The organism is Bacillus cereus group sp. N21, assembly GCF_016483395.1.
Lineage (GTDB): Bacteria > Bacillota > Bacilli > Bacillales > Bacillaceae_G > Bacillus_A > Bacillus_A pseudomycoides.
Genome location: NZ_JAEHBX010000103.1, coordinates 1 through 11995, shown reverse-complemented (window position 1 = coordinate 11995; position 11995 = coordinate 1). Strand labels below are relative to the sequence as shown.

Genomic DNA, 11995 nt, shown 5'->3' with positions numbered 1-11995 from the left:
ATTTATTATCGGTTTCATAAAATTTGACCACAATCTTCCCATGTCTCTATGTGTAAAAAAACTTTGCAACAGACCCAATAAAATTATCAAACTTTTTTATAAAGAAATGAATCGATTACATTAAATAAGAGCATGTTTTGATCAATCTTTTTTCAAAACATGCTCTTTAGACTTGTCTTTATATCAAGGTTATTAGTAATAATTTAATCAAACTTTATTTTAAAGCTACAAGTATATCCAAGTTTAAGAGATTTTTTTGCACCAGAACCAGATTTTTCTTATATTTGTTTAATAATCCTATTAAGTTTTTTGTAAAATTCACCTTTTGTTTTTACATGATTAAACTGATTCGGATTCATATTAGCTTTTTGAGAGAGTGCTACAATCTCTTCTTTTGTAATTGAATCTTTAGTATTTATAGATGCTATATTTGTATATTTCCCATCTTCTGTTTTTGGAATTTCTAAAATTCCTTTATTTACAAGATCCACTACAGCCTTATGCTCTGAAGAATGTGTATCTACACCGGTAATTTTCCAATTATGCATAACTTTTGGCGTGTATACACCATTCTTTACCTCTTTTAAATATGTAATAGCAAGGTTACGAATGGTTCCACCTGTTTCTCCGAATGCATTCTCTTGTTTAGATGACCAAATTTGTTCAAACTTACGTCCCTCTAAAGCTCCCCCTTTTGCCTGAAGAGCCTCCATTCTATATGCATTCATTCCCAGCGTCATAACATCGCTCATTTTGATTGGTTTATTTGTACGAATAGATCGTAAATTTGTAATTCTACTTCCATATGGTTTTGTTAAGTCAATTTCGTATTTTACGCCTCCAAAGAAATCGTTCGTACTGTATTTAGACGCACGGCGGGTTTTATCAAAGCTAACTGTTACATCTCCGGCACGAGATGAGTTAAAATACCCTGCCGCCCATTCCATGTAGTCTTTTAAATCTTTCCCAGTTATCTTATATACTGTAATTTCTCCCAAAGCATATTGGTAATTATACGCAATATCTTTCTTCTTAATAGGACCTACATCCAAACGGGCATAATCGTTATCAATTTGATGGGCTACTACATCTGCTTTGCTGTAATAGAGCATGATTTCATGAAAAAAATCTGATAAAGGTGTCTCTTGAATTTGCACACTTGGAATACCCTTTATTTCATTTTCAGGAACAAGATTTCTACCCTTTAATTGAGCGACTACAACATTTGCATCTCCTCTCGCATACTCGTGAAAAGGTGTTAGTGTTGCTTCAAGTGTAGGATCAGATAATACCGTTGTTCCATCAGCATTTTTTACAGGTAAAGCGGTAGCTGTTTTATCTTTTAAAACCAGCTTCCCATCTTGCTTTGTAAAAGTAAGGTCAATACGTGAGATATGCGTTCCATATTTATCTGGTTCTGTAATAATAACACCATTTACAACTTCTTTTTTAACAAGTTTATGCATATGAGCTGCAAAAATAGCGCTTATTTCCGGACAAGTATTCGCAATATCTTGAACCCCAGTACCAGGGATTCCATTCTCATTTTCTAGTCCCATATGCATAAGCCCTACCATTACATCTACTTTACCTTCTAATTCTTTAATTACCTTTTTTGTCTCTTCTACTGGATTTTTCACTACTAAACCAGCCAAATGATCTGTCCCTTTTTCAAAATCACTAATCATTGGTGTATTCATGCCAATAATCCCAACTTTAATTCCACCTTTTTCAACAATCGTATATGCAGGAAGAAAACGCTCTCCATTCTCCTTATAAATATTTCCTGCTAACGTCTTTCCCTTATATTGCTCACTAACTTTTTTCAATGTATCTAATCCAAAGTTGAATTCATGATTTCCAAATGCCCAAGCATCATATCCCATTGCGTTCATCGTTACCATCATTGGAGATTGTGGCTTATCATTGAATAATTCTACTGAGTTTCCTTGAATTGTATCCCCGGCATCTAATAATATGGTATTTGGATTTTCTTGACGTACCTTCTTTATAACCGTATAAAGCTGCGTTAAACTTCCACTCATATTTGCACCATCAAGCGCATAATCCCAAGGCATAAATCTACCATGAATATCTGCAGTACCCAATAATGTAATATTAACATCAGATTCCTCAGCTTTAGAGATAGCTGGTTTGACTGTTACTGCTGTTCCAAGAAGTATAAGAATAACAAAATAACATACACAGTTCTTCCATTTTATTTTTGGCATAATAACAATATTTCTCCCCTTTTTGTATTGTCATAAAGTTGCTTGAACTTTAAAAATGTAACTTATTATTTGGAAAACTTCAACTACAAAAGATAATTTTGGAGGTTCTGGTGCAAAAAAATCTCTTAAATTTGGATATACTGATATTACTACTCTAGAAAAGGTGTGTGATCAGTATGGAAAAGGAAAATTTGTTTAAATGGAAGCATTATCAGCCGAAACTAATCTTATTAACAGTAAGGTGGTACCTACGGTACAATTTGAGCTTTCGTAACCTGGTGGAAATGATGGAGGAAAGAGCTTATCAATTGCTCACACAACGATTATGCGCTGGGTTCATCAATATGGGCCTCAATTAGAAGAGAAAGTACGATATCACCTTAAATCAATAAATGACTCATGGAGAGTCGATGAAACCTATATTAAAGTAAAAGGACAATGGTGTTATTTATATCGTGCCATTGACAAAGAGGGGCAAACGCTTGATATTCAACTGCGTAAAAAGAGAGAGACACAAGCGGCATATGCTTTTATGAAAAGACTGGTTCGAACTTATGGAGAACCAACGGTTCTGACTACAGATAAGGCTCCTTCTTTAATTTGCGCATTTAAAAAATTACAGAGGATAGACTTTTACAAAAATACCTTTCATCAAAATGAACTATTTTATATGAATTTTCAGAAAATATATCGTAAAAATGTTGATGATGTGGTAAGATTATAGATGAAAAAGAGTATGAATTCACGTTGTAGCGTGAATTCATAAGAAAGAAGCCAATTTGTATAGGAATTGGCTTCTTTCTTAAGTTCGAATAAAAACAGAATTGTCTTTAAATCTTTATTAGGGGAAATTTTTAAAGAAGAATTCAGCTTGGTTATAGTTTTACATAATTGTTAGATAAAGTAAATTGATATTTTTCGCGCTGAATATTCAGAACATTAATTCGAAGTATATCCATCTACAAATAAGTAATTGATGAGTTTTATAAAAGTCAGGAAAGAGAAAACTGATGCGTTGCAATTTCTTTCATTCATCCATTAATGGAATGAATGAAAGAGCCGAGATTATTTACATTGGATAAGACTTCAGACAACATATGGTTGCACTCTTCTTGCACACATTCTCTCTTGAACCATTCCGTTGTCTTCCCCTACTATTTTAACTTCAACACTGCGTTAACCGGGTTATGATCACTGTTTTTAAACTTCAAATCATGCCCTTGTACGCTCACAATCTCCACATTTGGAGACACTAAAAATCCATCGATAATCGTAACAAAGTTCTCATCTTCGACATAGCTCTTCACATTATCACGAACTGTCCAAACAGTATCATCAACAGCCCACTGGAATCCACCATCAGTGAAATCTTCTGGCAGCTGTACTAACCACTCTGGCCATTCTTCTTTAAACTTCGGATCTTTTAACTGCACATCAGATAATAGCTGATTCCAGTCTCCGCCAAGCACGAGATAATCGCCATTTTTATAATGCTTATTCATATACTCTTTCAAAAACTCAACTTGTTGCTTTCGAATGTTTCCGCCCTTATCATATGCAGATAAATGAACGTTCACCATTCGTAAATATTTCCCGTTATCAACTGGAACCTTATGCTCAACAATCGCTCGATCTAATTCGAATAATTGACGAAGCCACATTTCTCTTCCAGGAAGCTGATATCTCGTCACTTCTTCTACTTTATATTTTGAGAACGAACCAAGTCCACTGTTCGTATATCCGTGCGGCTTCTTAATTGGCACCGGCACCCACTGCGCATTAAAGTTATAACCAAACGTAGACGCATGATCTTTCAGTCCATCTTGAAACGCCTTATACTGATTCACATCAAATGAACGAAGTGACTTCTCATCCATCTCTTGCACTAAAATAAAATCAGAATCTTCCTTTTGTAAGAAAGACAGCATATTGCTGATATTCTTTTCTGTTTGCTCTTTACTACTAGAGCGCGAACCCGTCCCTCCGTCTAAGAAGAAATCTTGATCCTTATCTAAACCGCCGTAGCCAATATTAAACGTTGTCGCCTTAAACTCTTCCCCAACCTTAAGAATGCGCTCGTTATTATTTGCCACCTTCAACTTCTCAACATCCTTATGCTTCACATCCGTAATTACCACATACGTAATAAACGCCGCGAAAGCACCAAATATTGAGCCTGTACCCCATAATAAACCTTTCAATACCTTCTTCAAGCTCATGACTCCCTTATTCTCTTTATATAGTTTGCATACGTGGTTATTTTAACATGTTCTAGACGTAAACATAAAGTAACTCTAAAATATACAATAAAAGTGGTTCTGTAGCAAAGTTTTCGAAATTCAAGTACACTTTGGAAAAAGATGACGGCACAATAAAAGGTATTGAAACCATTCATGCCCTATACAAACAAAGGCGAACTCTTCAAATAGGCTCCGCCTTTTCGGTGTATAACGAATTACAGGAATTATTAATGGTTGCATAACCATTTAACGATGTAACCCTAGATTCTCTATGTTTTGGATAACTTTGCAACAGAACCAATTACTTTATATTCGCTTAATTCCTGTTGTTTCTTTTTTATAAAAGAAGGAATTTTATCTTTTTTGTCTAATTCTATCTAGGTTTGCAAAAAGGGATTCTACAACTTTGGAGGAATTATCATGGTAAAATATATTTCAATTCTTGGTTCAACTGGCTCAATTGGTACGTCTGCATTAGATGTAGTCACTTCTCATCCGGAACATTTTAAAATTATTGGTTTAACAGCAAATCACAATATTGACCTTCTTGAAAAACAAATATATACATTTTACCCTCGAATTGTAAGCGTAAGTACAAAAGAATTAGCAGATGCTCTTCGGAAGCGAATTCCTACAGATACAAAAGTCACATATGGAACAGATGGATTAATTGAAGTTGCAACTCACCCTGATTCTAATCTTGTATTATCTTCAGTTGTCGGTGTCTCTGGTCTCCTTCCAACAATTGAAGCATTAAAAGCGAAAAAAGATATAGCAATTGCTAACAAAGAAACATTAGTTGCGGCAGGACATATTGTGACAGAATTAGCGAAACAAAACGGCTGCCGCTTAATTCCAGTAGACAGTGAACACTCTGCCATTTTTCAATGTTTAAATGGGGAAAATAATCAAGAAATCGAGAGGCTTATTGTTACTGCTTCAGGCGGTGCATTTCGAGATAAAACGCGCGAAGAAATGGAAATCTTACAAGCTAAAGATGCTTTAAAGCATCCCAACTGGTTAATGGGAGCAAAACTAACCATTGATTCAGCTACATTAATGAACAAAGGCTTTGAAATCATGGAAGCACGTTGGTTATTTGATATCCCTTATGAGAAAATTGATGTTTTAATTCATAAAGAAAGTATTATTCATTCTTTAGTTGAATTTATAGATGGCTCTATCATGGCACAGCTCGGTGCCGCTGACATGAGAATGCCGATTCAATATGCATTTCATTATCCAACTAGATTACAATCGGACTATAAAAAATTAAACCTATTAGAGATAGCTAGCCTACATTTTGAAAAACCAAATTTCAAAAAATTCCCTAGCCCACATTATGCGTATGAATCTGGAAAAATTGGTGGTACAACACCTGCTGTCTTAAATGCAGCGAACGAAATTGCAAATGCGCTATATTTACAAAACGAAATTTCATTTTTTGATATTGAAAAAACAATTTATTCTACTCTTGAAGCTCATCATAGCATTGCAAAGCCAGATTTGGAAACAGTATTAGACACCGATCATTGGGCTCGTGAATATGCAAACGAATTATTAATTAGAAAATGAAAAAAGAGCTAGAACAGAACGCGTCTTTTTTAGCTCTCCATTTTACGTGTTCTTTTGTTTTAATACATTTACGTTCACGGAATTGTAAAGAAATGTATCTAAGATATCGCATACAGAAGGATTTATAGTGAGTATTAGTTATGGTCACTGGGAAAGTTCTTTTTAATTAATATAAGCTATATATGGAATACAGAAACCTAAAAAATTGGAGGTAATTATGAAAACTTTCATATATATGGTGAGACACGGAGATTCACCGAAATCTGGAAAAGAAAGAGCGAGAGGATTAACGGAAAAAGGAAAATTAGAAGTTCAACGAATAACAGATGTATTACAAGGTGAGGGAATTGACGTTGTTATCTCAAGTCCATACAATCGTTCAATTCTAACTGTTCAGCAATTAGCGAAGCAAATAGGACAAGAAGTTTTAGTATTTGAAGACTTAAAAGAGAGAATTTTTATTACTGAAGAGGAACGAATGTCGGATAAAGAATTATTTCCTTTGATAACAAAGTCATTCTTAGAACCCGACTTTGCTTTAACGGGAGGAGAGTCTAATGTCGACTGTCAGAAACGTGCTATAAAAGTCTTAAAAGAATTATTAAACACCTATCGGGGGCAGAAAGTAGTATTAGGCACTCATGGAGCTGTTATGACTTTGATGATGGGGTATTATGACAGTAAGTATGATTTGAATTTTTTACTACATACATCAAAACCAGATATATACAGAATGGAATTCAATGGGCAGGAATTGGTGGAGGTTAAAAGATTATGGGAAATTTCATAGATTGACTATATTCATCCATAGCGTCTCCCAATGACTTGTATTATAAACAATGGGGTTATTGCGGTAACTCTTTTTCTTATGGTACTAACGGGGGATTAAGTTCAACAATCTAAAAAATTCGGTTCCTTAGCGTACAAAATTCACGGTTTGTTCTTGCTATCCCGAGATGAAATGGGAGGGAATAGTTTTTGGGCAGGATACCTTTAAAGTTATTTTTTAAATCAATCCTATTTTTTTTCTTAAGCGGTATTGTTGTTTATTCTATATTTCAGATTATTTTTGTCTGGAGTGTTTCGACAGGATTAGGGAGGGATGATATAGTCGGATTTTCTGATAATAAGTATGTAATTGGTCGTCCACCTGTTAGCTATAACTTATATAAAAAAGATAGTGGGGAAACTATATTAGATAATGTTATTGGTTATAAAAAGGGAAAAACTAAAAGCTATGTTCGGAATGAAATTGAATTTGTAGTGATAAATGAGATAAAGGGTAGCTATGAACTGTATAAAATAGAAAAGGCTTCAGAAAAGGATATAGAACGGCTGAAAGAAATGAAGAAATTAGAATAAAAGAGACTATCTGAAAGGTAAAAATGCACACTTGTTATTGTTAAATCTAAAAAATGGTTTAGACTGATAACTGAGTTTTATTTCATGAAAAGAGTCATTATTAAAATAAAGTATTAGGGGTTCAGTCCCATGCCCATCAACTTAAGAATTCAGAATTACCCCCAAATGAAAAACTGAGCTTTTTTGTTACAATTTAGCAGAAAATTTCGTTATGGGGGTACTATAAAATTTTAGCTTGATAGGGATGGGGTAGCACCACATCGCTATCAACCTAACAAGACAAAATACCCCCTAAAATGAAAAAGACGTTATTCTTTCTGAGAAATCATGGGAAAGGATAACGTCTTTTTATCAATATGACGGTATCCTATATGAAAATTAGGGTTCTGTTGCAAAGTTTTCTAAACTAAGCTACACTTTCGAAAAAGAAAACGAGGAGAATCACAGATGGGATATTTTAAAGGGAACCAGTTCAAGAAGGATCTTATTTTAATAGCTGTTGGCTACTATTGTCGTTTTTCTTTAAGTTATCGCGATGTGTCTGAAATTCTCAAAGAACGTGGTATTTCTATTCATCCAACAACTATCATGCGCTGGGTTCATGAATATGGAAAGCTTATCTATCACATTTGGAAAAACAAAAACATATTGTTATCTTGGCGTTTGGATGAAACCTATGTCAAGGTGAAAGGGAAATGGTGTTATTTATATCGAGCAATTGATAAAAAGGGACAAACACTTGTTATTCAACTTCGTCAAAAACGGGACACACAAGCAGCATATGCTTTTATGAAAAGACTTGTTCGAACTTTTGGAGAACCAACTGTTCTGACGACAGATAAGGCCCCTTCTTTAGCTTTCGCATTCAAAAAATTAAAGGAGATAGGTCTTTACAAAAATACCTTTCATCGTACAATCAAGTATCTCAATAATATCATTGAGCAAGATCACCGACATGTGAAACGTCGATTCTCCCGTTCTTTAGGATTTCAAAGTCTTCAACTAAACTTCGTTTTTTCGACGTATAACGCATTACATGAATTATTAATAGTTTCATAAAACTGGCCCACAATATTCCCCATCTCTTTGTGTCTTCGGAAACTTTGCAACAGAACCCTTTCTCTTCTAATTGAGATCCATATTGATGAACCCAGCGCATAATCGTTGTGTGAGTAATGGATAACACCTCTTTCTTCCATCATTTCCACTAGGTTTCGAAAGCTCAAATTGTACCGTAGATACCACCTTACTATTAATAAGATGAGTTCAGGCTGATAATGCTTCCATTTGAACAAATTTTTCTTTTCCATACTGGTCACGCACCTTTTCTAGAGTAGTAATATCAGTATGTCCAAGTTTAAGAGATTTTTTGCACCAGAATCCGAAAAAGTTAAGATATTGACCAATTATAAAGAAAAAGACTCCTCAATTCGGAGCCTTTTTTAGCTGCTATAAAAGTATGGGTATACTATTTGAAAAGTAATAATTTAGGATTCATGCACATATAGGATAATTTTTTTCGAATTTATAGTAGTTCTAAAAATTATATAGCTTTAATGACAAATTGAGATTGAGGTATATATAATAATTGAGCTGTTAAGGAAGTTGTTGTGTTAGCAAAAGGCAATGATTCCTTATAAGGAAATTTATTATACACTATTTCATTAATCTCAAAAGTCTTATACAATTTTTTAAGGATTTTTTGAGAAATTTTATTTGTACAAGCAGCAATAAAATCAAAATCTCTTGTACTTATTTCTTGAATAGCATGTGAAATAAGAGTAGTGACTACCCCACTGCCCATCCAATCTGGATGACAAGCGCCCATATCTAGATAGACTAATCTTTCTTTATCTAAATTTGAAAACTCAATTGATTCCGTTTCTAAAGTATCTAAGAGTAGAAAAATGGGATCCATTTGTGGACACAGTTCACTCGCTTTATCTTTATCTATTAATGGTTGGGTTACTTTTCTTGTTAAAAGAACACCAACAATTTGAAAGTTTTCTATTGCTACAAATGACATAGATTGAGATACAGCTTGTTTTACCATTTCCTCGCACATTTTGTGAAAAGGAGCAAAAGGAATTTGTAAACTGCTTACAAGAGGTTCGCTATTCACAAAAGAATGTGCAATTAAATGTGCTGCATCTTTCACGTGGTGTGTATCTAGTAGCTCTATATTCATATATTTTTCCTCATTTCTTAATATAGATAGTGGTAAATTGAAATTAGATATTGATTAAAAGGGATTGGAAATTTTATTTAATGTAGTTAAGTTTAAATATTAAAGCGCTAACAAATAAGGTTATTAAACATATGAATAAATCTGTTTAGTAGCAATCGATACATGTTTATGAAGAAATGCTACAATCTCATCTAAACATTCAACATTTGTATATGGCGAGATAGAAAAGAATTTTAATGTAGAAATTGGTTTTCTATCACAACTGTTTATTACATCTACTACACAAGAACGAGTTGTATCGCCAAAGAATATTTGATCACGATTTTTTCCTAGGTAATTAAATAGTTCTATATTTAACCGATTTGTATCCTCAATCTCTTCTTGTGTTGCGAGACCTGTACGCTCCTTTTCCCAATTTACCTGGCCATCTCCATTCATATAGAAACGAAATGTTGTAATTGGTCCATAAGTAAAATCATTTGTTATTGCTACTTGAGGAAGAGCCTTGCGCAATTTCTCCCTAAATAATAGATTTACAAGAACATAATTTGCTAATAATTTTTGATATCCTTCAATTCCAAAGGCTAATAAATTTATATACATCGGAATAGAACTACCAGCTCGTGAACATTCTAAGGTATAGCCTGTATGATAACTGCCATATGATCTATTACCAAGATAAGGTGTGTCATTTTGTTCGATGTCCATAAGTTGTAAGTCAGTATGATTTTTCACGATTAAAATACTTGAAGTATAAGGTGTTTGTCCTAATTTATGAAAATCAAAACATACACTATCTGCAAGAGACATATATTGCATTTTCCCTTGAACGAGTTGTAAGGCATCTTTCACATTAGGTTCAAATGAGAGTGGATTTTCTTCAAAGTTATAATTATTAAAGAAACCATAGAATCCGCCCATTGCAGAATCTGCATGAATATAAATAGGTTTTAATTTATATTTTTTCTGTATTGATTCAGCACTATCTTTAATTTTTTCTATATCATCAATTGTAAATGTATCTGTTGACCCCATAGTAGCTAGAATATAAAGGGGGATACCTCCGTTTTCAATAACATTTATCATTTTATCCTCTAAATCTTCTATATCCATAGAATTTGTATAAGGGTCAGTTTTCACTTTAATTAGGTGATTTGTCCCAATGCCAGTTGCTTCAGCTGACTTTAATAAACTATAGTGTGCATTTTCAGAAGCAAAGCAATATACATTTTGTGGAACACCGTGTTCCTTTGCTAATGGAAATTGTTTAGCAATTGCTAAACGTAAGCTTGAAAATACACATCCTTGTCCACCCCATGTTGTATAACCACCGCTATTATGCGGATTATAACCGATCAGTTTTGAAAGCATGGATACAACTTTTACTTCTGCTTCAGCTGCCCCAGGGCCATATACATCCCAAACGCCATTACCATTTAAAAGCGCCATGGTCATTGTACCTAATAGTGATGGAATACTTGGTAGTGGTACAGCGTTAGACAAATAGTATTTATTTGGATAAGGATGACCATTCATAAATTGGTTTAGTTCTTCCATAACCTCAGACATAGCAATTCCAGCCAGTGGTATATGACTTTGGTGAATTAAGTTATTGTAATATCCATCTGATTTTTCCTCACAGTTACCTAAAGATGCTTGGTCTTCATTTTTTAATCGGCTAAGATTTTCAACTATTTTCTGCATAGATTCTAAAAAAAGTTTTTGTTTTTTTTCATTTCCATCAGCGCTCGGAAATAGATTCAAAATATCTTGCATGTGGCCACTTCTCCTTGTGAAAATATGGATTTTTATTTTACCTAGTTAAATATACGAGTGAAATGATTTGTGTTTATCCTTTAGAATGTGTATGAATCAGGAGCTGTTTAGAAAAAAATGTAATTCCATAGAAAATTATATGAATTCTGGAATTTAAAGTAAAGGAAAAATTTTTTGATTAATTTTAAAAAGTAATTGCGATATAATGAAGTTGCTAAAATTTTTTCTGAATTAATTATTTATTCTTCAGTATTACAAACTTTATTAAATTTAAATTGTGCCCTAGCAGATATTCAAATAACGTAATAGATATTTGAATATAATGAAAAACGCCTTATAATGTAGTTTAAGGTTCTGTTGCAAAGTTTCCGAAGACATAAAGAGATGGGGAATATTGTGGGCCAGTTTTATGAAACTATTAATAATGGTTCTGGTGCAAAAAGATAATGAAGAGTAAAAAGAATGATTCATTCCTAACGGAATGACTGCTTATGCGGTAAGGCCAAAGAGAATATTAATCAGTTGTATCTGCTTTTGGACAGACTTTTTGGTCTTACCCCCGTCAAGTGGACAGCTGTAAAAAAAGACTATGCAGCCATCGAGATTCGATATTCAATCGGAGC

Annotated in this window: 8 protein-coding genes and 3 pseudogenes; 6 read left to right on the top strand and 5 right to left on the bottom strand. The window is 33.6% G+C overall.

The window, feature by feature from the left end; genetic code table 11:
• Window positions 1-278: 278 nt before the first annotated feature.
• Window positions 279-2231 carry a bifunctional metallophosphatase/5'-nucleotidase gene (locus JDS96_RS28220; protein ID WP_199668791.1) on the bottom strand — a complete coding sequence of 651 codons (1953 nt, stop codon included), beginning with the start codon at window positions 2229-2231 and terminating at the stop codon, window positions 279-281.
• A 176-nt stretch (window positions 2232-2407) separates the two neighbouring features.
• On the opposite strand from JDS96_RS28220, the pseudogene JDS96_RS28215 reads away from it, so the two are divergent.
• A pseudogene (locus tag JDS96_RS28215) lies at window positions 2408-2931 on the top strand (IS6 family transposase); the annotation flags it as partial.
• Window positions 2932-3385: 454 nt separating this feature from the next.
• On the opposite strand, the gene JDS96_RS28210 reads toward JDS96_RS28215, so the two are convergent.
• Window positions 3386-4444, bottom strand: coding sequence for an endonuclease/exonuclease/phosphatase family protein (locus JDS96_RS28210; RefSeq protein ID WP_199668790.1), 1059 nt, complete (start codon window positions 4442-4444; stop codon window positions 3386-3388).
• A 155-nt stretch (window positions 4445-4599) separates the two neighbouring features.
• On the opposite strand from JDS96_RS28210, the pseudogene JDS96_RS32570 reads away from it, so the two are divergent.
• From JDS96_RS32570 to JDS96_RS28190, 5 genes and pseudogenes are all read left to right on the top strand, one after another.
• Window positions 4600-4713: pseudogene (locus JDS96_RS32570) on the top strand (IS6 family transposase); the annotation flags it as partial.
• 178 nt (window positions 4714-4891) lie between these two features.
• Window positions 4892-6046, top strand: coding sequence for a 1-deoxy-D-xylulose-5-phosphate reductoisomerase (locus JDS96_RS28205; protein WP_199668789.1), 1155 nt, complete (start codon window positions 4892-4894; stop codon window positions 6044-6046).
• A gap of 217 nt (window positions 6047-6263) precedes the next feature.
• Window positions 6264-6836, top strand: a complete 573-nt coding sequence (locus JDS96_RS28200) for a histidine phosphatase family protein (protein WP_199668788.1) — start codon at window positions 6264-6266, stop codon at window positions 6834-6836.
• 188 nt (window positions 6837-7024) lie between these two features.
• Entirely contained in the window at window positions 7025-7408 is a 384-nt protein-coding gene (locus JDS96_RS28195) for a hypothetical protein (RefSeq protein ID WP_006097720.1), read from the top strand.
• A 447-nt stretch (window positions 7409-7855) separates the two neighbouring features.
• Entirely contained in the window at window positions 7856-8467 is a 612-nt protein-coding gene (locus tag JDS96_RS28190) for an IS6 family transposase (protein ID WP_199668787.1), read from the top strand.
• A gap of 58 nt (window positions 8468-8525) precedes the next feature.
• Here JDS96_RS28190 and JDS96_RS28185 read toward each other — a convergent pair.
• The 3 genes and pseudogenes from JDS96_RS28185 to JDS96_RS28175 all read right to left on the bottom strand — a co-directional run.
• A pseudogene (locus tag JDS96_RS28185) lies at window positions 8526-8718 on the bottom strand (IS6 family transposase); the annotation flags it as partial.
• A 233-nt stretch (window positions 8719-8951) separates the two neighbouring features.
• Window positions 8952-9596, bottom strand: coding sequence for a hypothetical protein (locus JDS96_RS28180; protein ID WP_199668786.1), 645 nt, complete (start codon window positions 9594-9596; stop codon window positions 8952-8954).
• A gap of 123 nt (window positions 9597-9719) precedes the next feature.
• Window positions 9720-11372: a pyridoxal phosphate-dependent decarboxylase family protein gene (locus tag JDS96_RS28175; protein WP_199668785.1), complete on the bottom strand. Its 1653-nt coding sequence runs from the start codon at window positions 11370-11372 to the stop codon at window positions 9720-9722.
• Between the last annotated feature and the right edge of the window lie 623 nt (window positions 11373-11995).

Excerpts from the sequence above, each read along its gene's own strand:
- JDS96_RS28190 (WP_199668787.1), top strand. The coding sequence starts at position 7,856 with ATGGGATATTTTAAAGGGAACCAGTTCAAGAAGGATCTTATTTTAATA.
- JDS96_RS28205 (WP_199668789.1), top strand. The coding sequence starts at position 4,892 with ATGGTAAAATATATTTCAATTCTTGGTTCAACTGGCTCAATTGGTACG.
- JDS96_RS28220 (WP_199668791.1), bottom strand. The coding sequence starts at position 2,231 with ATGCCAAAAATAAAATGGAAGAACTGTGTATGTTATTTTGTTATTCTT.
- JDS96_RS28180 (WP_199668786.1), bottom strand. The coding sequence starts at position 9,596 with ATGAATATAGAGCTACTAGATACACACCACGTGAAAGATGCAGCACAT.
- JDS96_RS28200 (WP_199668788.1), top strand. The coding sequence starts at position 6,264 with ATGAAAACTTTCATATATATGGTGAGACACGGAGATTCACCGAAATCT.
- JDS96_RS28175 (WP_199668785.1), bottom strand. The coding sequence starts at position 11,372 with ATGCAAGATATTTTGAATCTATTTCCGAGCGCTGATGGAAATGAAAAA.